Source organism: Nocardioides sp. L-11A, assembly GCA_029961745.1.
In the GTDB taxonomy this organism is placed as follows: domain Bacteria; phylum Actinomycetota; class Actinomycetes; order Propionibacteriales; family Nocardioidaceae; genus Nocardioides.
In genome coordinates, this window is sequence record CP124680.1 from 3,281,955 (window position 1) to 3,304,130 (window position 22,176).

Consider the following 22,176-nt stretch of genomic DNA (forward strand, 5'->3'; position numbering starts at 1 on the left):
CCGCGTCCGAGCACTCGAGAATCCGGGGGGATCGCTCGTGGGGGTGAATCGCAGGCAGCGCGCGCTGCTGGTCCAGGTCACGCTGTACGTCGTGCTGGCGGCCGCGGTGGCCGCGCTGGCCCTGGTCGCCGACTGGCCGGTCATCAAGGAGAACTTCTGGAACTCCGACGGCATCGACTGGGCCGACGGCAACTGGGGCGATCTGATCACCATCGGCATGGTGAACACGGTCAAATACACCGCGATCGCGTTCGCGGGCGGACTCGCGCTCGGCCTGGTGCTGGCGCTGATGCGCCTGTCCCCGGTCGCGCCGTACCGCTGGCTCGCCACGGCGTACGTCGAGTTCTTCCGCGGTCTGCCGGCCCTGGTCGTGATGATCTTCATGTCGACCGGCCTGCCGATCGCCTTCGGCTGGACACCACCGGGCGGCACGGTCGGCGCCGGCCTGATCGGCCTGATCATGGTGGCCGGCGCCTACATGGCCGAGACCCTGCGCGCCGGCATCCAGGCGGTCCCGAAGGGCCAGACGGAGGCCGCGCGCTCGCTCGGCATGCGGCCGGGGGCCACCACGGTCAAGGTGGTGCTCCCCCAGGCGTTCCGGATCGTCATCCCGCCGTTGACCAACGAGTTCGTGCTGCTGATCAAGGACACCGCCCTGCTGTTCCTGCTGGGCGCCGCGGCCAGCGAGCGGGAGCTGACCTCGGTCGCGAAGGACTTCCTGACCTCCGGTCCGTCGGCGGGGACGGCTACCAGCCTGATCCAGGCCGCGCTGCTCTATCTCGTCATCACCTTGCCGCTCACCCAACTCGTCGCCTGGCTGGAGCGCCGCCAGAGGAAGGCCGTCCGATGACCGCGTCCGCCATCGAGGTGCGTGGCCTGCACAAGCACTACGGCCACCACGAGGTCCTCAAGGGCATCGACTTCCATGTCGACGCCGGGCAGGTCGTCTGCGTGATCGGGCCCTCCGGGTCGGGCAAGTCGACGCTGCTGCGCTGCGTCAACCGGCTCGAGGAGCCGTCGGCCGGAGAGATCCTGATCGAGGGCGTCGACATCTGCGACCGCCGGATCGACCTCGACGAGGTGCGCTCCCGGATCGGGATGGTCTTCCAGCAGTTCAACCTCTTCCCGCACCTGTCGGTGCTGCGGAACCTCACCCTCGCCCAGCGCAGTGTGCGCGGCCGGGGTAGGGACGAGGCGGTCGAGGTCGCTCGACGGAACCTCGCGAAGGTCGGCCTCTCCGAGAAGGAGTCGGCCTACCCGGCGCATCTGTCCGGCGGCCAGCAGCAGCGGGTCGCGATCGCCCGGGCGCTGTCGATGGACCCCGACATGATGCTCTTCGACGAGCCCACCAGTGCCCTCGACCCGGAGCTGGTCGGCGACGTGCTCGCCGTCATGAAGGAGCTCGCCCAGGAGGGGATGACGATGATGGTCGTCACGCACGAGATGGGCTTCGCCCGCGAGGTCGGCGACCAGCTCGTCTTCATGGACGACGGCGTCGTGGTCGAGGAGGGCCGCCCGGCCGAGGTGCTCTCGCATCCTCAGCACGAGCGGACCCGCTCGTTCCTCTCGAAGGTGCTCTGACCCGAGGTCTGCCCTACACGTCGCCACCGAGATAGGCCGCCTTGACCGCCGGGTCGACCGCGAGGTCCGCACCCGTGCCGGACCGGACGATCTCGCCGGTCTCGAGGATGTGGGCGTCGTGCGACCGCTTGAGCGCCTGGGCTGCGTTCTGCTCGACGAGCAGCACGGTGGTGCCCTGCTGGTTGATCTCCGTGATGATGGTGAAGATCTGCTGGATCAGCTTCGGCGCCAGGCCCATCGACGGCTCGTCGAGCAGCAACAGCCGCGGCCGGGCCATCAGCGCCCGCCCGATGGCGAGCATCTGCTGCTCACCGCCGGACATGGTGCCGGAGATCTGGTCGATCCGCTCCTCCAGCCGCGGGAAGAGGGTGAGCACCCGCTCCATGTCCTCCCGATAGGCCGCGGACTTGCGGTCGTTGCGGGTGAACGCGCCCATCTCCAGGTTCTCACGGACCGTCATCCCGACGAAGCAGCGCCGTCCCTCCGGGGACTGCCCGATGCCGAGCTTGACCCGGTCGTACGGCGGGATGTCGTTGATGTCGCGTCCTTCGAACCGCACCGAGCCGGCCCGGACCTTGCGCAGACCCGAGATGGTCTTCAGCGTCGTCGTCTTCCCCGCGCCGTTGGCGCCGATCAGGGTCGTGACGGTCCCCTCGGGGACGCTGAAGCTGATGTCACGGATCGCCTCGATGTGCCCGTAGTTGACACAGAGGCCCTCGACCTCAAGAAGCATCTTCCTCGTCCACTCCCAGGTAGGCGGCGATCACCGCAGGGTTGTCACGGATCTCGGCGGGGGTGCCCTCGGCGATCTTGCGTCCGAACTCCAGGACGACGATCCGGTCGGTGACCCCCATGACCAGCTTCATGTCGTGCTCGATGAGTAGCACGGTGTAGCCCCGGTCGCGGACCCGCCGGATGAGGTTCATCAGCTCGACCTTCTCGGCCGGGTTGAACCCGGCCGCGGGCTCGTCGAGACAGATGAGCTTCGGGTTCGTCGCCATCGCGCGCGCGATCTCCAGGCGACGCTGGTCGCCGTACGACAGGTTGGCGGCGAGCTCGTCGGCCTTGCGGTGGATGCCCATGAACCGGAGCAGATCCATCGCCCGCTCGTGCCCCTCCCGCTCCTCGCGGCGGTGCTTCGGCAGCCGGAAGAGGGCCGAGAACATCCCGGTGGTGTGCCGGGCGTCGGTGCCGACCAGGACATTCTCCAGGGCCGTCATGTTCGGGAACAGCCGGATGTTCTGGAAGGTGCGCGCGATCCCCTGCTGGGTGATCTTGTGCTTCTTCAGCCCCACGATCGACCGTCCCTGGAAGACGATGCCGCCGCTGGTGGGCCGGTAGACGCCGGTGACCGCGTTGAAGCAGGTCGTCTTGCCGGCGCCGTTGGGTCCGATCAGGCCGAGGATCTCGCCCTCGCCGATGCGGAAGGTGACATCGTCCAGGGCGGTGAGACCGCCGAACTTCAAGGTGAGGTTCTGGACCTCGAGAATCGCCTCAGACACGGGCGCTCTCCTCTCCGCCGGCGCCTTCCTCGAGTTCCTCGAGCTCCTGTTCCAGATGTTTGGCGCGCACGGTGCGCCGGGGTGGGAACAGGCCCTCCGGACGCAACGTGGCGAGCAGGACCAGCGCCAGGCCGAAGGCCAGGACGCGGAAGTCGTCGAACTCGCGGAACCGCTGCGGCAGGTAGGCCACGAGGATGGCGCCCACCAGCACGCCCCACCGGTTGCCCTGGCCGCCGACGACCACGGCCGCCAGGAACAGGATCGAGTAGAGCAACAGGAACGAGTCGGGGTTGATGAAGTTCTGGCGACTGGCGTAGAGCGAGCCCGCCAGGCCGCCGACGAAGGCACCCGTGGCGAACGCCAGCAGCTTGAACTTGAACGTCGGGACACCCATCAGCTCCGCGGCGTCCTCGTCCTCGCGGGTGGCCTCCCACGCCCGGCCGACCCGGCTGTTCTTGATCAGCCGGTCGGCGAAGAGCATCACGATGACCACGGTCAGGCCGAGCCAGTAGTACGGGATCTGGTCGAGCACGCCGAACACGAGGAACTGCGTCGTGTCCTTGGTGTCGATCAGCACCGTCCCGTCGCCCCAGAACAGGTGCGGGATCTCGAACAGTCCCTCCTGGCCGCCGATGCTCGGCGGGCGGGCGATGTTCGAGATGCCCTTGCGCTCCCCCAGCCACTCGGTGTTGACCGCGACCAGGCGGATGATCTCACCGAAGCCGAGCGTCACGATCGCGAGATAGTCGCCGCGGACCCGCAGCGTCGGCGCGCCCAGCAGGACACCGGAGATCGTGGTCACGACCACCGCGACCGGGATCGCGAGCAGCAGCGGCCAGTGCGCGTGGAACGAGGTCAGCACCGCGGCGGTGTAGGCGCCGATGGCGTAGAAGCCGACGTACCCGAGGTCGAGCAGGCCGGCGTAGCCGACCACGATGTTGAGGCCGATCGCGACCAGGCAGTACATCGTGACGACGAAGAGGACGCCGCCGAAGTCCACGCCCGGCGTGGAGATGATCGGTGGCTCCAACAGCGGCAGGGCGTAGGCGAACAGGGCCAACAGGACCCAGAGCAGGATCTTGACCGGCTTGGGCAGGGCGACGAACCTCTGCTTGATCTTGCTCATGCGCGGGCCTTTCCGAGCGACTCGCCCAGCAGTCCGGTCGGGCGGAACAGCAGGATGACGACCAGCAGCACGAAGGCGACCACGTGGCGCCACTCGGTGCCGAAGAGCGCCGACCCCCAGGTCTCGGCGACGCCGAGGACCAGGCCACCCAGCAGCGCGCCGCGCAGGTTGCCGATGCCGCCCAGCACCGCGGCGGTGAACGCCTTGACGCCGAGCAGGAAGCCGACGTCGAACTTGGTGGTCTCGATCTTCAGCATGTACAGGAAGGCGGCGATGCCGGCCATCAGACCGCCGATGAGGAAGGTGAGCTGGATGGTCCGGGTCGGGTTGACGCCCATCAGCGCGGCGGTCTCCGGGTCCTGCGAGGTGGCCCGGATGCCCTTGCCGAGGCGCGAGCGGCGGACGAACTGGTCGAGCAGGATCATCATGCCGACCGCGGCGACGATGACGAGCACGTCGATGCTGGAGATCGTCACATTGCCAATCTCCCAGCGCGGCGCGTCGAGGACGCCGGCCATGCTGTTGTTGATACGGGCCTTGCCGACGTACTCGGAGAGGTTGTCGTCCAGGCCCACCCACCCGGCGATGCGGTCACGCAGACCCATCAGCTCGGCGAGCACGAAGGACGCGCCGATGGCGGAGATGAGCGCGATCAGGCGGGGCGCGTCCTTCTTGATGAGTGGCCGGTAGGCCACCCGTTCGAGGAGGAGCGCGATGATCGCCGACATCGCCATGGCCGAGAACAGCGCGGCGATGAGGATGGCGATCAGCTGGATGCCACCGGCATCCGCGCCCCCGAGCGCCATCACGGTCCAGAGCATCGCGAAGGTGCCGTACATGAACACCTCGGAATGCGCGAAGTTGATGAGCTGCAACACGCCGTAGACCATCGTGTAGCCCAGTGCGATCAGCGCGTAGATGGCGCCAAAGGCGAGTCCGCCGATCGTCAGCTGCGGCAGGTTGCTGAAGAGGAAATCGAAGTTCACCCAGGCCTCCTGGCCCCAAGGTCTGGACAGGTGAGCGGCCGGGGACGGTGGCCCCCGGCCGCTCGACTGTCAGTTCGGACGGATCAGTCCTCGGTCACTTGATCTCGCCCTCGGGGACGATGGCCCCGTCCTTGACGGTGTAGGCGTAGACGTGCACGTCGGCCGGTTCGCCCTTGTCGTCGAACTTCAGCTGCTTGGTGATGCCCTTCTCGTCGTAGTCGTTGACGAAGGTGAGCATGTCCGCGCGGTTGTCGATGCCGTCCTCGATGCCGGCGAGGAAGATGCTCGCGGCGTCGTACGCCTCGGCGGCGTAGGTGCCCGGCGCCTCGCCGAACTCCTCCTCGTAGTCCGCGGCGAAGGTCGCCACGGCGGGGTCGGTGTCCGGGATGCAGGGGCAGGTGATGATGGTGCCCTCGGCGGCGTCCTTCGCGTCGAGGTAGGCCGGGTCCTTGACGCCGTCCGCGACGACGAAGGTGCCGTCGAAGCCGCCGTTGCGGAGCTGGCCGATCAGGATCGTCGCCTCGGCGTAGTAGCCGCCGAAGAAGACCGCGTCCGGCTTCGCGTCGGTCACCTTGGTGACGGTGGCGGAGAAGTCGGTGTCTCCGGCCTGGATGGTGTCGGTGCCGACGACCGTGTCGCCGAGGGTGTCCTCGACGATGCCGGCCAGGCCCGCGCCATACTCCGAGGCGTCGTCGATGACGAAGGTGCCCTTCGACTGCAGCGTGTCCTGGATGTACTTCGCGGCGGCCGGGCCCTGGGTCGCGTCGTTGCCGAGCGCGCGGTGGAAGGTGTCCCACCCGTTGTCGGCCAGCGTCGGGTTGGTCGCCGACGGGGTGACCGTCGGGACGCCGCCCTCGGCGAAGATCGGGCCGGCCGCGGCCGACTCACCGGAGAACGCGGGACCGACGACGCCGATGATCGACTCGTCGCCGGCGACCTCGGTGGCCAGCGACGGCGCCTCGTCCGGCGAGCCCTGCGAGTCGTACTTGACCAGCTCGACCTCGCAGTCGGCGTCCTCGTTGTACTGGTCGACCGCGAGCTGGGCGCCCTGGATGATCGGCTTGCCGAGGCCGGCCGCCGGGCCGGTCTCCGGTCCGAAGAAGGCGAGCTTCAGATCGCAGGCGGCGTCCCCACCGCCACCACCGCTGCTCCCGCTGTCCTTGTCGTCCGTCGTGCCGCACGCCGTCAGGCTCAGACCGAGTGCCAGCGCCGCAGCACCGGCTGCGAATACCTTGTTACGCCTCAAGACAGTCCCGCTTCCTTGTTCGAGCCGGCCGACAGCGGTCGCCGCCCACCGGAGGTGTCCTGCCGCGGGAACCTACACCGGCACTGCGGCGCGGGGAAGCAACTCAGTGGCCCAGGTCACAAATCATGACGAATCTGTTACCTAGAGGACACGAACGTCGGACGATTTACGTCAGATCAGGAGGCGGGGCTCCCCGGGACGCCGTGGGTCACGATGCCGTCGGCCACCTCGCGCATCGACATACGCAGGTCCATGGCCGTCTTCTGGATCCACCGGAACGCCTCCGCCTCGGAGAGCGAGAGCTGCTCCTGCAGGACACCCTTGGCCCGGTCGACCGCCTTGCGGGTCTCGAGCCGCTCGGTCAGGTCGCTGACCTCGCTCTCCAGCTGCCGGATCTCGGCGAACCGGCTGACCGCCATCTCGATCGCCGGGACCAGGTCGGACTGCGAGAACGGCTTCACGAGATACGACATCGCCCCCGCCTCGCGCGCCCGCTCGACCAGGTCGCGCTGCGAGAACGCGGTCAGCATCACGACCGGAGCGATCCGGCGTCCGGCGATGGCCTCCGCAGCCGCGATCCCGTCGAGCACCGGCATCTTGACGTCGAGAATGACCAGGTCCGGCCGCAGCTCCTCCGCGAGCTCGATCGCCTTCTGCCCGTCACCCGCCTGGCCGACGACGTCGTACCCCTCCTCGGCGAGCATCTCGGCGAGGTCCATCCGGATCAGCGTCTCGTCCTCGGCGATGACCACGGTGCGGGGCTGCGAGGGTGCGGGCGGCTCGGTCGGGACGATCTCGGTCACGGGGTCAGGTTATCGGGCCGGCCGGTGTGGGCCGTCGGGTGCGTCTCGGCTACGGTTTCCGCGGTACCCGCCCCGGTATCCCAACGGCAGAGGAAATGTGCTCAAACCACATCAAGTGTGGGTTCGAATCCCACCCGGGGCACTCGATCGCGTCGTACCGGACGATCCGGTCGTGAACTCGGCGCTCTGACAACCGAATCGTCCGGTACGACGAGAGCTCAGCGGCTGCGGCGGTAGGCCGGCGCGACCTCGTTGATCGCGTCGCCCATCCGGTGCACCCGCAGCGCGTTGGTGGAGCCGGGGATGCCGGGCGGGCTGCCGGCGACGATGACGACCCGGTCGCCCTCCTTGACCCGGCCGATCTTGAGCAGCTCCTCGTCGACCTGGCGGACCATCTCGTCGGTGTGCTCCACCGTGGACGTCTTGAACGCCTCGACGCCCCAGCTCACCGCGAGCTGCGAGCGGGCCCGGGCCTCGGGAGTGAAGGCGAGGACGGGGATGGGGCTGCGGAGCCGAGCCAGCCGGCGCGCGGAGTCACCGGACTGGGTGAAGGCGACGACGTACTTGGCGCCCACCCGCTGGGCGACCTCCTCGGCCGCCTTGGTGATCACGCCGGAGGTGGTGTGCGGGTCCCACTCGATGCGCCCGAAGCGGCTGAAGCTCTCGTCGACGAGGGCGTGCGCCTCGGTGGCGGTGATGATCCGGGCCATCGTCTCCACCGTGTGGACCGGGTGCTCCCCGACGCTGGTCTCGCCGGAGAGCATGACCGCGTCGGCGCCGTCGAGGACGGCGTTGGCGACGTCGCTCGCCTCGGCACGCGTCGGCGCCGGGTTGGTGACCATGGACTCCAGCATCTGGGTCGCGACGATGACCGGCTTCGCGTTGCGTCGCGCGGCGACGATGATCTTCTTCTGCAGGAAGGGCACCTCCTCCAGCGGGCACTCCACGCCGAGGTCGCCGCGGGCGACCATGAAGGCGTCGAAGGCGTCGACGACCTCGTCGAGGTTCTCGATGGCCTGCGGCTTCTCGATCTTGGCGATGACGGGGACCAGGACGCCCTCCTCGCGCATGATCGCCCGCACGTCCTCCGCGTCGGCGGCGTTGCGCACGAAGCTCAGCGCGATGAAGTCCACGCCGAGGCGCAGCGCGAACCTCAGGTCCTCGGTGTCCTTGTCGGACAGCGCCGGCACGGAGACCGCGACGCCGGGCAGGTTGATGCCCTTGTGGTTGCTGACCTTGCCGCCGACGAGGACCTCGGTGACGACGTCGGTGTCGGTCACCTCGGTCACGCGCAGCCGGATCTTGCCGTCGTCGATGAGGATCGGGTCGCCGGGGGCGACGTCGCCGGGGAGCCCCTTGTAGGTCGTACCGCAGGCCTGCGCGTCGCCGGCGACATCGCGCGTGGTGATCGTCCACTGCTGGCCGCGGGCGAGGGTGACCGGGCCGTCGGGGAAGGTCTCGAGGCGGATCTTGGGTCCCTGCAGGTCGGCGAGGATGCCCACGCCGTGGCCGGCGGCGTCCGACGCCTCGCGCACCAGGCGGTAGGCCTCGGCGTGCTGGTCGTGGCTGCCGTGGCTCATGTTGAGTCGGGCGACGTCCATCCCGGCGTACACGAGTTCGCGGATCCTCCGCTCCGAGCTGGTGGCGGGCCCCAGGGTGCACACGATCTTGGCTCTTCGCACGCCCACGAGCCTATCGGGCAATTGGAACGTCACAACGCCGACCCGTCGCGTTTGAACGCGACGGGTCGGCGCCTCAGGACCGTTCAGATGCGACGGGTCGGTCAGACCACCAGCGGCCGCGCGGTCGGCAGGATGGGTGCGGGCAGCTGGGTGCTGCCGGTGAGGTGCTTGTCCACGCCCGCGGCGGCGGCGCGCCCCTCGGCGATCGCCCACACGATGAGCGACTGTCCGCGACCGGCGTCGCCGGCCACGAACACGCCGTCGACGTTGGTGGCGTACTCGTCGTCGCGCTTGATGTTGCCGCGCTCGTCGAGCTCGACGCCCAGCTGCTCGACGATGCCGGGCTGCTCGGGACCGACGAAGCCCATCGCGAAGAGCACCAGGTCGGCCGGGATCTCCCGCTCGGTGCCCTCGTGCTCGACCAGCCGGCCGGCCTCGAAGGAGACCTCGACCAGTCGCAGGGCGCGGACGTTGCCCTCGGCGTCGCCCAGGAACTCCTTGGTCGAGACCGAGTAGACCCGCTCGCCCCCCTCCTCGTGCGCGGAGGAGACCCGATAGATCATCGGGTACGTCGGCCACGGCTGTCCGTCCGGACGGTCCTCGGTCGGCTGGGGCATGATCTCGAGCTGGGTGATCGAGGCCGCGCCCTGGCGGATGGAGGTGCCGAGGCAGTCGGCCCCGGTGTCGCCGCCGCCGATGATGACGACGTGCTTGCCGTCGGCCCGGATCTGCTGCGAGCCGTCGGCGGTGGCCGGCCGGCCCAGTGCGACCCGGTTGGCCTGCGGGAGGAAGTCCATCGCCTGGTGGATGCCGGCGAGCTCCCGACCCGGGACGGGCAGGTCGCGCGGGACGGTCGAGCCGATGGCCAGGACGACGGCGTCGAACCGGTCCCGGAGCGCCGCACCGGTCAGCTTGCCGGCGCCGACCTCGACGCCGGAGCGGAAGACCGTCCCCTCGCGCCGCATCTGGTCGAGCCGGCGCTCGAGGTGCTTCTTCTCCATCTTGAACTCGGGGATGCCGTAGCGCAGCAGGCCGCCCGGCTGGTCGGCCCGCTCGTAGACCGCCACGGTGTGGCCGGCGCGGGTGAGCTGCTGGGCGGCGGCCAGTCCGGCCGGGCCGGAGCCGACGACGGCGACCGTCTTGCCGGTGAGCCACTCGGGCGGCTGCGGCCGCACGAAGCCCGACTCGTAGGCCCGGTCGATGATCGAGACCTCGATGTTCTTGATCGTCACCGCCGGCTGGTTGATGCCGAGCACGCACGCCGTCTCACAGGGCGCCGGGCACAGGCGCCCGGTGAACTCCGGGAAGTTGTTGGTCGCGTGCAGGCGCTCGATGGCACCGTCCCAGTCGTCGCGCCAGACCAGGTCGTTCCACTCCGGGATGATGTTGCCCAGCGGGCAGCCGGAGTGGCAGAACGGGATCCCGCAGTCCATGCAGCGGCTGGCCTGGACGTTGATGATCGGCAGCAGCGCGCGGCCCATCCCGCCCGGGTAGACCTCGTCCCAGTCCTGGACCCGCTCCTCGACCGGACGACGGGAAGCGACCTCGCGACCGTTCTTCAGAAAACCCTTCGGGTCAGCCATGGAGCACCTCCATAATCCGGTTGGCGGCGGCATCGGCGTCGAGGCCCTCGGCCTCGGCGTCGGCCTGGACCGCCAGAACCTTGGCGTAGTCGCGCGGCATGACCTCGGTGAACCGCGGCAGGGCGGCCTCCCAGTCAGCCAGCAGCGCCTCGGCGACCGCCGAGCCGGTCTCCTCCGCGTGCGCGCGGACGATCCGCTCGAGCTCCGCGGACCGCTCCCCCGAAACCGGGGTGAGGTCGACGAGCTCGCCGTTGACGCGGGATTCGTCGAGGTCCAGGACCCAGGCGATGCCGCCCGACATGCCGGCCGCGAAGTTGCGGCCGGTGGGGCCGAGGACGACCACGCGGCCGCCGGTCATGTACTCGCAGCCGTGGTCGCCCACCCCCTCGGTCACGACGGTGGCGCCCGAGTTGCGCACGCAGCACCGCTCGCCGACGCCGCCGCGGATGAAGATCTCACCCGAGGTCGCGCCGTAGGCGATGGTGTTGCCGGCGATGACGTGCTCCTCGGCGCGGAAGGTCGCGCCCCGGTCGGGGCGGATCGCGATCCGGCCGCCCGAGAGCCCCTTGCCGACGTAGTCGTTGGCGTCGCCCTCGAGTCGCAGGGTGATCCCCCGCGGCACGAACGCGCCGAGCGACTGGCCGGCAGAGCCCACGAGGGTCACGTCGATCGTCCCGTCGGGCAGCCCGGCGCCGCCGTACCGCTTGGTCACCTCGTGGCCCAAGATGGTGCCGACCGTGCGGTTGACGTTGCGGATCGGCAGCTGCGCCCGCACCGGCTCGCCGGACTCGAGGGCCGCGGCGGCCAACGGCACCAGCTGGGTGACGTCGAGCGACTTCTCCAGGCCGTGCTCCTGGCCGCCCGTGTTGCGCACGTCCTGGTCGGGGAAGTGCGTGTCGGCGACCTCGACCTTGTGCAGGATCGGCGCGAGGTCGAGGCCCTGCGCCTTCCAGTAGCGCTCGGCGTCGGCGGTCTCCAGGGCCTCGACCTGGCCGACGGCCTCCTCGATCGAGCGGAAGCCCAGCTCGGCCAGCAGCTCGCGGACCTCCTCGGCGATGAACTCGAAGAAGTTCACGACGTACTCGGCCTTGCCGCTGAAGCGCGAGCGCAGGGTCGGGTTCTGCGTCGCCACGCCCACCGGGCAGGTGTCGAGGTGACAGACCCGCATCAGGATGCAGCCGGACACCACCAGCGGCGCCGTCGCGAAGCCGAACTCCTCGGCACCGAGCAGCGCCGCGATGACCACGTCGCGACCGGTCTTGAGCTGACCGTCGGTCTGGACGACGATCCGGTCGCGCAGGCCGTTGAGCAGCAGGGTCTGCTGGGTCTCGGCGAGGCCGAGCTCCCAGGGACCGCCCGCGTGCTTGAGCGAGGTCAACGGGGAGGCGCCCGTGCCGCCGTCGTGGCCGGAGACCAGGACGACGTCCGCGTGGGCCTTCGACACCCCCGCGGCGACGGTGCCGACGCCGACCTCGGAGACCAGCTTCACGTGGACGCGGGCTGAGGGGTTGGCGTTCTTGAGATCGTGGATCAGCTGCGCCAGGTCCTCGATCGAGTAGATGTCGTGGTGCGGCGGCGGGCTGATCAGGCCGACGCCCGGCGTGGAGTGCCGGGTCTTCGCCACCCACGGGTACACCTTGTTGCCGGGCAGCTGGCCGCCCTCACCGGGCTTCGCGCCCTGCGCCATCTTGATCTGGATGTCGTCGGCGTTGGTGAGGTACTCCGAGGTGACGCCGAAGCGGCCGGAGGCGACCTGCTTGATCGAGCTGCGGCGCTCGGGGTCGTGCAGCCGCTCGGGGTCCTCGCCGCCCTCGCCGGTGTTGGACTTCGCACCCAGCCGGTTCATGGCGATCGCCAGCGTCTCGTGCGCCTCGCGCGAGATCGAGCCGTAGGACATGGCACCGGTCGAGAACCGCCTGACGATCGCCGCCACGGGCTCGACCTCGTCGATCGAGATCGGGGTGCGGCCGTAGGCGGCGGCGTCCTTGAACCGGAACAGGCCGCGCAGCGTCATCAGCCGCTCGGACTGGTCGTCGACCGCCTTCGTGTACTGCTTGAAGATGTCGTAGCGACCGGTGCGCGTGGAGTGCTGCAGCCGGAATACCGTCTCGGGGTTGAACAGGTGCGGCTCGCCCTCGCGGCGCCACTGGTACTCGCCGCCGATCTCGAGCTCGCGGTGTGCCGCGGGGATGCCGCTGACCGGGTACGCCACGTCGTGGCGCATCTTGACCTCGCGGGCGATCTCCTCGATGCCGATGCCGCCGAGCTTGGAGGTCGTGCCGGTGAAGTAGCGGTCGATGACCTCCTGGGAGAGGCCGACGCACTCGAAGATCTGCGCGCCGGTGTAGGACGCGACCGTGCTCACGCCCATCTTCGACATCACCTTCACCACGCCCTTGCCGAGCGCCTTGATCAGGTTCCTGACGGCCTGCTCGGGCTCGGTCTTGACGTAGTAGCCCTCACGGGCGAGGTCCTCGACCGTCTCCATGGCGAGGTAGGGGTTGACCGCGGCCGCGCCGAACCCGACCAGCAGGGCGACGTGGTGGACCTCGCGGACGTCGCCGGCCTCGACCAGCAGCCCGACCTGGGTCCGGGTCTTCTCCCGCACCAGGTGATGGTGCACGGCGGCGGTCAGCAGCAGCGACGGGATCGGGGCGTTGAACTGGTCGGCGTGACGATCGGAGAGCACGATGATCCGTGCCCCGCCGGCGATGGCGTCGGAGACCTCCTGGCAGATCTCGTCGATCCGCCGGACCATCGCCGCGCCGCCCTCCTCGACCTGGTAGAGCCCGCGCGAGACGTGGGTGACGAAGCCCGGGTGGTCGCCCTCGCGGTTGATGTGCCGGATCTTGGCCAGGTCGTCGTTGGAGATGACCGGGAACGGGAGGACCACCTGGCGGCAGGACGCCGGGGTCGGCTGGAGCAGGTTGGCCTCGGGCCCGATGGAGCCGTAGAGCGAGGTGACGAGCTCCTCGCGGATGGCATCCAGCGGCGGGTTGGTCACCTGCGCGAACAGCTGACTGAAGTAGTCGAAGATCAGCCGCGGCTTCTCGCTCAGCGCCGCGATGGGCGCGTCGGTGCCCATCGAGCCGAGCGCCTCGCCACCGGTGTTGGCCATCGGGGTGAGCAGGACCCGCAGCTCCTCCTCGGTGTAGCCGAAGATCTGCTGGCGCCGGGTGACCGAAGCATGGGTGTGCACGATGTGCTCGCGCTCGGGGATGTCGTCGAGCTCGACCAGTCCGGCGTGCAGCCACTCGCCGTAGGGGTGCTCCGCGGCGAGCTGGTCCTTGATCTCCTCGTCCTCGATGATCCGGTGCTCCTCGGTGTCGACGAGGAACATCCGGCCCGGCTGGAGACGTCCCTTGCGGACGACCGTGGCCGGGTCGAGGTCGAGGACGCCGACCTCGGAGGCCAGGACGACGAGCCCGTCGTCGGTGACCCAGAAGCGGGAGGGGCGCAGACCGTTGCGGTCGAGTACCGCGCCGATCTGGGTGCCGTCGGTGAACACGACGCAGGCCGGGCCGTCCCACGGCTCCATCATCGTGGAGTGGAAGCGGTAGAAGTCGCGCCGCTGCTCGCCCATCTCGGCGTGGTTCTCCCACGCCTCGGGGATCATCATCAGCACCGCATGCGGCAGGCTGCGCCCGCCCATGTGGAGCAGCTCGAGCACCTCGTCGAACGAGGCCGAGTCCGACGCACCCGGGGTGCAGATCGGGAACAGCCGCTCGAGGTCGCCCGGGATGCTGTCGGAGGCGAGCAGCGCCTCACGGGCCCGCATCCAGTTCCGGTTGCCCATGACCGTGTTGATCTCGCCGTTGTGGGCGATGAACCGGAACGGGTGGGACAGCGGCCAGCTCGGGAAGGTGTTGGTCGAGAACCGCGAGTGGACGACGGCGAGGGCCGAGGCCATCCGCTCGTCGACCAGGTCGGGGAAGAAGTGGTCGAGCTGGTCGGTCGTCAGCATGCCCTTGTAGGCGAGCGTGCGCGAGGACAGCGACGGGAAGTACACGTCGGTCTCGTGCTCGGCGCGCTTGCGCAGGCAGAAGGCGAGCCGCTCGAGGCCCAGGCCGTCGCCGCCCTGGTTCAGGGGACCGCCGACGGGCTGCACGAAGAGCTGGGCGAAGGTCGGCATGACGCTGCGCGCCATGGTGCCGAGGATGGTCGGGTCGACGGGCACGTCGCGCCAGCCGAGGACGGCGAGGCCCTCCTCGGCGGCGATCTCCTCGATCCGGCCGCGCGTCTTGGCGGCCTGCTCCTCGTCGCCGGGGATGAAGGCGGTGCCGACGGCGTAGCCGCCCGCGGCGGGCAGGGCGAAGCCGGCCTCGGCCGCGACGTCGCGCAGGAAGGCGTCGGGGACCTGCATCAGGATTCCGGCGCCGTCACCGGAGTTGGCCTCGGCGCCGGCGGCACCGCGGTGGTCGAGGTTGCGCAGGGCGGTCAGGGCCTTGGCGACGATGTCGTGGCTGGCCTCGCCCGTCAGTGTCGCGACGAAGGCGACGCCGCAGGCGTCCTTCTCGTGGCGGGGGTCGTAGAGACCCTGGGGCGGCGGGAACTTGTGGAGATAAGGCATGGGAAGCCTCCCGTCGACTACGTCTGTGCTCGCGCTGCACGCCGGCCGGAGCGGGCGTTGGGAACCACAGAAGGTGGGGCGCAAGGGACGGCGTTGGCCCACGCGGCGGAGGCTTCAGGTTAGCAGCATGTCAACTGCCGGTGTTCATTCGGTTTCCTTGGTGGATGCGTCGCCGGTCACATCGGCGGGCTCCGCCTCCGCCGGCTCCACCGCGCTCTCCGGCCCACTCTCCGGGGAGGCCACGGGCTCGGTCTCGGGCTCGGTCTCGGGCTCGGTCTCCGCGGCCGACCGCACCCGGTCGGTGTACACGCTCTCCTCCCGGCCCGGGAGGTTCTTCGCCGACCAGGCGTAGTAGGCGGCCGCGAGCACGAAGAGGACGATCGAGGTCCACACGTTGAACCGCAGCCCGAGGACGTCGTTGAGCTGGACGTCGTCGATGCGGATGTACTCGATCCAGCCGCGGCCGAGCGTGTAGGCCATCACGTAGATCGCCATCACCCGCCCGTGCCCGAGGCGGAACCGGCGGTCGAGCCAGATGATGAGCGCGAAGGCCGCGAGGTTCCACAGGCACTCGTAGAGGAAGGTCGGGTGGAAGGTCACGAACTCCGGCGGGATGCCGCCGTTGGCGGCCACGGCGTCGCGGTAGTCCGGGCTGGCCTGGTAGGCGCTGCTGAAGTGGTCGCTGTCGATCTTCAGACCCCAGGGCAGATCGGTGGGACGGCCGTACAGCTCCTGGTTGAACCAGTTGCCCCAGCGCCCGATCGCCTGCGCGACGAGCACGCCGGGCGCGAGCGCGTCGAGCAGCGGCAGCAGCCGGATGCCCTTGCGCCGGGCGCCGATCCAGGCACCGGCCGCACCGAGCGCGACACCGCCCCAGATGCCGAGCCCGCCGTGCCAGACGTAGAGGGCCTCGACCGGGTTGCCGTCGGCGCCGAAGTAGTTCTTCCAGTCGGTGGCGACGTGGTAGAGCCGGGCACCGACCAGGCCGAAGGGGACCGCCCAGATGGCGACGTCCTGGACCTCGCCGATCGTGCCGCCCCGCGCCTGCCAGCGCCTCTCGCCGATCCAGATCGCCACGACGATGCCGAGGATGATGCACAGGGCGTAGCCGCGCAGCGGGAACGGCCCGATGTTCCACACGCCCTCCGCGGGGCTCGGGATGCTGGCGACGATCACGCGGGGGATCTCGGGAAGCACGGCGACTCCTGGTGGGTGCGGGCCAGATGGGCCGACGGGAACGGACGGAGGGTCAGTCCTCGGTCAGCAGCGTGTGGATGTCGGCGGCGAACTCCGTGCTGGAGGTCTCCTGGTTCCACAGTGCGACCGCCTCGTGACTGCTGTCGATGGCGAGGGTGAAGGTGGAGTGACCCCCGAGGTCGTAGCCGCCGGTGGGCAGCTTGACGCCGTCGTTGACGTAGATGGCGAGGGGGTCGCCGACCTCGATGATGGTGTCGAGGTCGCCGGTGAGCCCGATGAACTCCTTGTCGTACTTGTCGAGATAGGCGCGCAGCGTCTTCTCGTCGTCGCGAGCCGGGTCGGTGGTCACGAAGACGACGTCGACCGACGCCCGGTCGTCGGCGTCGAGCCGGTTCATCGCCGCCGCGAGGTTGTTCATGACCATCGGGCAGAAGTCGGGGCAGTTGGTGTAGCCGAAGAACACCACGGTCAGCGGCTTCGTGGTGTCGGCGCCCAGGGAGTACGGCGCGCCGCCGGTGTCGGTGAGCGCGATGTCGGCCGCCTGGTAGGGGTTCTTGAGCCGGATCCCGGTGAAGTCCTCCGGCTCGCTGCCGCTGCTGCAGGCGGAGGCGAGGAGACCGACCATGGCGAGGAGCGCCGCGAGCCTACGCACGAACCCCCCCGGCCAGCTCCTCGGTCAGCGCCGCCAGCGCGGCCAGGCCCGCCCGGCGGTCGCCGGGGTGGTCGAGCAGCGTGCGGACGAGCGCGGAGCCCACGATCACCCCGTCGGCACCGATCCCGTTCCTGGGGGCCAGGGCCGCGGCCTGCGCGCCGGAGCTGACCCCGACGCCCACCCCGACCGGCAGGTCGGACCCGACCGGGCTCAGCGCCTTGGTCCGGGCGATCAGCGGGGCCACCCCCGCGGCCGTGGCCTGCTTGGTGCCGGTCACGCCCATGATGCCGGTGGCGTAGACGAACCCCCGCGAGGCGGCGGTGGTCATCGCGATCCGCTCGTCGGTCGAGGAGGGCGCGACGAGGAAGACCTTGTCGAGGTCGCGCTGGTCGGCCGCGGCGATCCACTCCGGCGCGAAGTCGGGGGTGAGGTCGGGCGTGATCAGACCCGCTCCCCCGGCGTCGGCCAGGTGCTGGGCGAACCGCTCGACGCCGTACCTCTCGACGGGGTTCCAGTAGGTCATCACGAGCGTGGGTGTGCCGGTGGCGGCCACGGCCTCGACCACCCGGAGCACGTCGGTCGTGCGGACCCCGGCGTCGAGCGCCTGCTGCGCGGCGGCCTGGATGGTGGGGCCGTCCATGACCGGGTCGCTGTAGGGCAGGCCGATCTCGATCACGTCGCAGCCCGCCTCGACCATGACGGTGAGCGCGGCGATGCTGCCCTCCACGTCCGGGAAGCCGGCCGGCAGGTAGCCCACCAGGGCGGCGCGGTCCTCGGACCGCGCCCTCGCGAACGCGGTGCTGGCGCTGCTCACTTCCGCTCCCCCTGCCCCCGGGTCCCGGCCTGGCCGAGCCCGAAGTACTCCAGGGCCGTGCCCATGTCCTTGTCGCCGCGTCCGGAGAGGTTGACCAGGAGGGTCTGCCCCGGCCGCTCCCGGGCGACCCGCAGCGCGCCGGCCACCGCGTGGGCGGACTCGACGGCCGGGATGATGCCCTCGGTGCGGGCCAGCAGGGCCATCGCGTCCATCGCCTCGGCGTCGGTCACCGGCAGGTACGTCGCCCGGCCGGCCGCCGACAGCGCGGAGTGCTGCGGCCCGACGCCCGGGTAGTCCAGGCCCGCGGAGATCGAGTGGGACTCGATGGTCTGGCCGTCCTCGTCCTGCAGGACGTAGGTGCGTGCACCGTGGAGGACGCCGATGGATCCGGCGAAGATGGTCGCCGCGTGGCGTCCCGTCTCGACACCGTCGCCGCCGGCCTCGAAGCCGTAGATCGCGACCTCGGGGTCGTCCACGAAACCCGCGAACAGCCCGATCGCGTTCGACCCGCCGCCGACGCACGCCGCGACCGCGTCGGGCAGTGCGCCGAACTGGTCGAGACACTGCTGGCGCGCCTCGTCGCCGATCCCCCGCACGAAGCTGAGGACCAGGCTCGGGAACGGGTGCGGGCCGGCGGCGGTGCCGAACAGGTAGGCCGTCTCGTCGACGCTGGCGACCCAGTCGCGCAGCGCCTCGTTGATCGCGTCCTTCAGCGTGCGCGAACCGCTCGTGACCGGGATCACCTCGGCGCCCAGCAGCTGCATCCGGGCGACGTTGAGAGCCTGCCGCTCGGTGTCGACCTCGCCCATGTAGACGGTGCAGTCGAGGCCGAGGTACGCCGCGGCGGTGGCCGACGCGACGCCGTGCTGTCCGGCGCCGGTCTCGGCGATCACCCGGGTCTTGCCCATCCGCTGGGTGAGCAGGGCCTGGCCGAGCACGTTGCGGATCTTGTGGGCGCCAGTGTGGTTGAGGTCCTCGCGCTTGAGCAGGATCCGGGCACCGGCGTGCTCGGAGAGCCGGGTGGCGTCGTAGAGCATGCTCGGCACGCCGGCGTACTCGCGCAGCAGCCGGTCGAACTCGCCGGTGAAGGCCGGGTCGGCCATCGCGCCGCGCCAGGCGGTGTCGAGCTCGTCGAGGGCCGCGATCAGCGCCTCCGGCATGAAGCGGCCGCCGAAGGCGCCCACCCCACCGAACCAGCCGAGGGCGTCGGCGTCGTAGGTGCTGCTCATCCCTGCTCCCGTCATGCTCACAGCCCCGTCATCGCCGCGACCGCAGCCCGCGGTGCGCCGTCCTTGACCAACGCCTCCCCCACGAGCACGACGCGCGCACCCTCGCCGACGAACCGCTCGACGTCGGCGGGCCCGAAGATGCCGGACTCGGCGACCTTGACCCGGTCGTCGGGGATGTGCGGGGCGAGCCGGCCGAAGACCTCCGGGTCGATCTCGAGGGTCTTCAGATCGCGGGCGTTGACGCCGATCAGCTCGGCCCCGACCTCGACGGCGCGGGCCGTCTCCTCCTCGTCGTGGACCTCGAGGAGAACCGTCAGGCCCAGCTCGCGGGCGAAGTCGTGGAGCCGGCCGAGCAGGTCCCCCGGCAGGCACACGGCCATCAGCAGCGCGAGGTCGGCGCCGGCGGCGCGGGCCTCGAGCAGCTGGTACTCGGTGACGATGAAGTCCTTGCGGAGCACGGGGACGTCGACCGCGGCACGCACGGCGCGAAGGTCGTCGAGACTGCCCCCGAAGCGACGCTGCTCGGTCAGCACGCTGATCGCGCCGGCGCCGCCGGCGGCGTACTCACGCGCCAGCGCGGCGGGGTCGGGGATGTCGGCCAGCGCGCCCTTGCTCGGGCTCTTGCGCTTCACCTCGGCGATGACGCTCGAACCGGTGGCGCGGAAGTGCGGCATCGGGTCGCGCGCGGGATCGACGTCGGCGAGGGCTGCCCGCAGGTCGGCCTCGGAGCGGGTCTGCCGGCGGGCGGCGAGATCCTCGAGGACTCCGGCGACGATCCCGTCGAGCACCGTGGGCTGGGGGGCCTGGGGGGCCGACATCTGACGCCTCCGTGATGTTTCGCAGGTGGGCAGGTTCAAAGCTTGCCGCGCGGGGCAAGGTCCGACGGCACCGAAACACCGACGAATGGTGTCGAGTGTGGCACGGGGCCGTTAGGGTTCCACACACCGCCCGGACCTCGGTCCGGCCGCACGACATCTGCAGACCTGAGAAGGGGACCATCGTGAGCTACAACGAGCCGCCCAACTACGGCACTCCGCCTCCGCCGCCGGCCGGTGGCTACGGCGCCGGGGGCTTCGGCGGGGGCGACCACCCGCAGGGCACGACCATCCTGATCCTCGGCATCCTCGGCCTGGTGTGCTGTGGCCCGCTGGGCATCGCCGCCTGGGTGATGGGCAACAAGGCGATCAAGGAGATCGACGCCAACCCCGGCGCCTACACCAACCGCGGCACGATCAACGCCGGCCGCATCTGCGGCATGATCGCGACCATCCTGATGATCGTCGGCATCGTGGCCTACATCATCCTGTTCGCCATCGCGGGCTCGGTCAGCCTCAGCACCAGCTGATCCCCCGAGCGCGAAGGACGGGGCCAGGCATGCGCCTGGCCCCGTTCTGCGTTGTCAGGACGGTGTCGTCAGGGGGTTCAGGGCGCGAGCCAGGCGCCCGCGGGGGTGTTGCGCACGACCGAGAACACCACCATCACGGCGATCATCACCGCCGAGACCCGGGCGACCGTGCGGCTGTCGGGCTCCCAGGCGCGGCCGGACCAGCGGCCCACGCTCCACCGCCAGAAGACCCAGGCGAACAGCGGAATGGTCGCCACGAACAGCAGGTTGCTCGACGCGGCGTCGAGGATCCGCAGGTTGCTGAGGTCGTTGACCGCGCGCAGGCCGCCGCAGCCGGGGCAGGAGAAGCCGAGCGCCGCGGAGGGGCACAGTCCCCAGCTCCCCTGGGCGTGGGGGTCGCGGAGGTGCAGGGCGATCGTCGCGGCGGTGATCCCCCCGGCGACGAGCAGCGGCGGCACCATCCGCCGCCGGCGCACCTGCGCGTCGGTGGCCCGGACGGTCGTCGCCGCGAGACTCATCGGTTCAGTGGCCGGACTCGTGAAGTCCCATCTTGGCCATCACCAGGAAGACGACGCCGCCGGCGAGGACGACCGCGGTGCCGACCCAGAACAGGGGCCAGTTCAGCGGGCTGAGGGACATGCCGATCGCACCCACGACGAAGCCGACGAGCGAGACCAGGACCGCGGTCCAGGCCGCAGGGGTGTTGCCGTGGTTGTCGGCCATGAGTGGGAACTCCTTGCTCGTTCGGGTGGATCGCAGGTGATTCTAGGGGTCGCGGGGCCTCAGCCGTCCGTCGGGTCGTCGGTCGGGTCGCGGCCCTCGTCCAGCGACTTCCACAGGTCGAGGTTCGACTGCTCGACGGAGTCCTGGCCGACGGCGGCGGCCGAGCCGGCGGTCGCGGCGCCCGACCCGACGGTCGGGGCGTCGTACCGGCTGCCCATCTCGGGCCACGCCGGCACCAGCCGCAGCGCCGCGCCGGCCGCGACGAGCGCCGCCAGCGAGCAGCCGAGGGCGACCCACAGCCACGCGGTGCGCTCGACGTCGACGGTCTCGAGGTTGAGACCGAGCCGGGTCGCGAGGTCGCCGGTGGCGTCCTGGTCCTGGACGAAGCCGCCCACCACCACGACGACGAGGATGCCGGCCGCGGACAGCAGGGCGAGGCCGGCCGCGACCCGACGGACCACGCCGCGGGTCACGAGCAGGACCCCCCAGGCCGCCAGGGCGACGAGAGCGAGCGCCCCGGCCAGCGGGAACTCGACCGAGCGCTCCTGCACGCTCGGCGCGAGCCCGCCAGCGGCGGTGACCGTCGCCTCGGGGATGGACAGCATCTCCCGGTGACCCGCGACCGCGGCGAAGCCGCTGCCGGCGAGCCCGAGCAGGACGACGGGACCGAAGGTGGCCCGGGCCTCAGCCATCGAGGCCCTCGACCACTCCGTCGTCGAAGCAGGTGCGGGTGCCGGTGTGGCACGCGACGCCGACCTGGTCGACCTTCACGAGCAGGGTGTCGCCGTCGCAGTCGAGGCGCACCTCCTTGACCAGCTGCGGGTTGCCGGAGGTCTCGCCCTTGACCCAGTACTCCTGCCGCGACCGGCTCCAGTACGTCGCGCGGCCGGTCGTCAGCGTGCGGTGCAGGGCGGTGTCGTCCATCCACGCGAGCATGAGGACCTCGCCGGAGTCGTACTGCTGGACGATCGCCGGGACCAGTCCGTCGGAGGTGCGCCGCAGGCGGTCGGCCAGGGCAGGGTCGAGGGAACTCACAGGCTCCAGTATCGCCAACCGGACCAGCCCGTCGCGCCCGGCGTCCGTAACGAACGCGATCAGGTTCTCGTTGAGGGCTCACCGTGACCGTGCCATCGGGGG

General features: G+C 70.4%; 21 protein-coding genes and 1 tRNA gene. 4 read left to right on the forward strand and 18 right to left on the reverse strand.

Annotated elements, in window-relative coordinates; all coding sequences use genetic code 11:
- The first annotated feature begins 43 nt into the window (after nucleotides 1-43).
- Together QJ852_15765 and QJ852_15770 are read left to right on the forward strand one after the other, a co-directional pair.
- Nucleotides 44-850: an amino acid ABC transporter permease gene (locus QJ852_15765; GenBank protein WGX94607.1), complete on the forward strand. Its 807-nt coding sequence runs from the start codon at nucleotides 44-46 to the stop codon at nucleotides 848-850.
- Entirely contained in the window at nucleotides 847-1,581 is a 735-nt protein-coding gene (locus tag QJ852_15770; protein WGX94608.1) for an amino acid ABC transporter ATP-binding protein, read from the forward strand. Before QJ852_15765 ends, QJ852_15770 begins: the two co-directional genes overlap by 4 nt.
- 13 nt (nucleotides 1,582-1,594) lie before the next feature.
- On the opposite strand, the gene QJ852_15775 is transcribed toward QJ852_15770, so the two are convergent.
- The 6 genes from QJ852_15775 to QJ852_15800 all read right to left on the reverse strand — a co-directional run bounded on the left by QJ852_15775 (nucleotide 1,595) and on the right by QJ852_15800 (nucleotide 7,244).
- Nucleotides 1,595-2,314 carry an ABC transporter ATP-binding protein gene (locus QJ852_15775; GenBank protein ID WGX94609.1) on the reverse strand — a complete coding sequence of 240 codons (720 nt, stop codon included), beginning with the start codon at nucleotides 2,312-2,314 and terminating at the stop codon, nucleotides 1,595-1,597.
- Entirely contained in the window at nucleotides 2,304-3,083 is a 780-nt protein-coding gene (locus tag QJ852_15780; protein ID WGX94610.1) for an ABC transporter ATP-binding protein, read from the reverse strand. The genes QJ852_15775 and QJ852_15780 overlap by 11 nt, the downstream gene beginning before the upstream one ends.
- Nucleotides 3,076-4,209: a branched-chain amino acid ABC transporter permease gene (locus tag QJ852_15785; protein WGX94611.1), complete on the reverse strand. Its 1,134-nt coding sequence runs from the start codon at nucleotides 4,207-4,209 to the stop codon at nucleotides 3,076-3,078. Before QJ852_15785 ends, QJ852_15780 begins: the two co-directional genes overlap by 8 nt.
- Nucleotides 4,206-5,195 (reverse strand): branched-chain amino acid ABC transporter permease, encoded by a 990-nt coding sequence (locus tag QJ852_15790; GenBank protein ID WGX94612.1) that lies wholly within the window; start codon nucleotides 5,193-5,195, stop codon nucleotides 4,206-4,208. The genes QJ852_15785 and QJ852_15790 overlap by 4 nt, the downstream gene beginning before the upstream one ends.
- Before the next feature lie 94 nt (nucleotides 5,196-5,289).
- A complete protein-coding gene (locus QJ852_15795) occupies nucleotides 5,290-6,441 on the reverse strand; it encodes a branched-chain amino acid ABC transporter substrate-binding protein (GenBank protein ID WGX94613.1) in 1,152 nt (383 codons plus the stop codon).
- Nucleotides 6,442-6,617: 176 nt separating this feature from the next.
- Nucleotides 6,618-7,244 carry a response regulator gene (locus QJ852_15800; GenBank protein WGX94614.1) on the reverse strand — a complete coding sequence of 209 codons (627 nt, stop codon included), beginning with the start codon at nucleotides 7,242-7,244 and terminating at the stop codon, nucleotides 6,618-6,620.
- 69 nt (nucleotides 7,245-7,313) lie between these two features.
- Between QJ852_15800 and QJ852_15805 the strand changes: the two genes are divergently transcribed.
- Nucleotides 7,314-7,386 (forward strand) — tRNA-Leu (locus tag QJ852_15805).
- A gap of 76 nt (nucleotides 7,387-7,462) precedes the next feature.
- Here QJ852_15805 and pyk read toward each other — a convergent pair.
- The 8 genes from pyk to trpC form a co-directional block, all read right to left on the reverse strand.
- Entirely contained in the window at nucleotides 7,463-8,926 is a 1,464-nt protein-coding gene (gene pyk, locus QJ852_15810) for a pyruvate kinase (protein ID WGX94615.1), read from the reverse strand.
- Nucleotides 8,927-9,027: 101 nt separating this feature from the next.
- Nucleotides 9,028-10,509, reverse strand: coding sequence for a glutamate synthase subunit beta (locus QJ852_15815; protein ID WGX94616.1), 1,482 nt, complete (start codon nucleotides 10,507-10,509; stop codon nucleotides 9,028-9,030).
- The gene (gene gltB, locus QJ852_15820; GenBank protein WGX94617.1) at nucleotides 10,502-15,079 is read right to left on the reverse strand and encodes a glutamate synthase large subunit; all 4,578 of its coding nucleotides are present in this window, start codon (nucleotides 15,077-15,079) and stop codon (nucleotides 10,502-10,504) included. The genes QJ852_15815 and gltB overlap by 8 nt, the downstream gene beginning before the upstream one ends.
- Nucleotides 15,080-15,223: 144 nt before the next feature.
- Entirely contained in the window at nucleotides 15,224-16,276 is a 1,053-nt protein-coding gene (lgt, locus tag QJ852_15825; protein ID WGX94618.1) for a prolipoprotein diacylglyceryl transferase, read from the reverse strand.
- 52 nt (nucleotides 16,277-16,328) lie between these two features.
- Nucleotides 16,329-16,928: an SCO family protein gene (locus QJ852_15830; protein ID WGX94619.1), complete on the reverse strand. Its 600-nt coding sequence runs from the start codon at nucleotides 16,926-16,928 to the stop codon at nucleotides 16,329-16,331.
- Nucleotides 16,921-17,742 (reverse strand): tryptophan synthase subunit alpha, encoded by an 822-nt coding sequence (gene trpA, locus QJ852_15835; GenBank protein WGX94620.1) that lies wholly within the window; start codon nucleotides 17,740-17,742, stop codon nucleotides 16,921-16,923. The genes QJ852_15830 and trpA overlap by 8 nt, the downstream gene beginning before the upstream one ends.
- Nucleotides 17,739-18,971: a tryptophan synthase subunit beta gene (trpB, locus tag QJ852_15840; GenBank protein WGX94621.1), complete on the reverse strand. Its 1,233-nt coding sequence runs from the start codon at nucleotides 18,969-18,971 to the stop codon at nucleotides 17,739-17,741. The genes trpA and trpB overlap by 4 nt, the downstream gene beginning before the upstream one ends.
- A 17-nt stretch (nucleotides 18,972-18,988) precedes the next feature.
- Entirely contained in the window at nucleotides 18,989-19,789 is an 801-nt protein-coding gene (gene trpC, locus QJ852_15845) for an indole-3-glycerol phosphate synthase TrpC (protein ID WGX94622.1), read from the reverse strand.
- A 182-nt stretch (nucleotides 19,790-19,971) separates the two neighbouring features.
- Here trpC and QJ852_15850 point away from each other — a divergent pair, with 182 nt between their 5' ends.
- On the forward strand, nucleotides 19,972-20,316 hold the full coding sequence (locus QJ852_15850; protein ID WGX94623.1) for a DUF4190 domain-containing protein: 345 nt from the start codon (nucleotides 19,972-19,974) through the stop codon (nucleotides 20,314-20,316).
- Between the two features lie 77 nt (nucleotides 20,317-20,393).
- Here the strand turns inward: QJ852_15850 and QJ852_15855 are convergent, their stop codons facing one another.
- Genes QJ852_15855 through hisI form a run of 4 tightly spaced genes read right to left on the reverse strand, consistent with a single transcriptional unit; the run spans nucleotide 20,394 to nucleotide 22,092 of the window.
- The gene (locus tag QJ852_15855; GenBank protein WGX94624.1) at nucleotides 20,394-20,834 is read right to left on the reverse strand and encodes a DUF2752 domain-containing protein; all 441 of its coding nucleotides are present in this window, start codon (nucleotides 20,832-20,834) and stop codon (nucleotides 20,394-20,396) included.
- A gap of 4 nt (nucleotides 20,835-20,838) precedes the next feature.
- The gene (locus QJ852_15860; protein ID WGX94625.1) at nucleotides 20,839-21,039 is read right to left on the reverse strand and encodes an HGxxPAAW family protein; all 201 of its coding nucleotides are present in this window, start codon (nucleotides 21,037-21,039) and stop codon (nucleotides 20,839-20,841) included.
- 59 nt (nucleotides 21,040-21,098) lie between these two features.
- Complete coding sequence (locus tag QJ852_15865) at nucleotides 21,099-21,731, reverse strand: Trp biosynthesis-associated membrane protein (GenBank protein WGX94626.1); 633 nt, start codon at nucleotides 21,729-21,731, stop codon at nucleotides 21,099-21,101.
- Nucleotides 21,724-22,092, reverse strand: a complete 369-nt coding sequence (gene hisI, locus QJ852_15870) for a phosphoribosyl-AMP cyclohydrolase (protein WGX94627.1) — start codon at nucleotides 22,090-22,092, stop codon at nucleotides 21,724-21,726. The genes QJ852_15865 and hisI overlap by 8 nt, the downstream gene beginning before the upstream one ends.
- Nucleotides 22,093-22,176 lie beyond the last annotated feature (84 nt).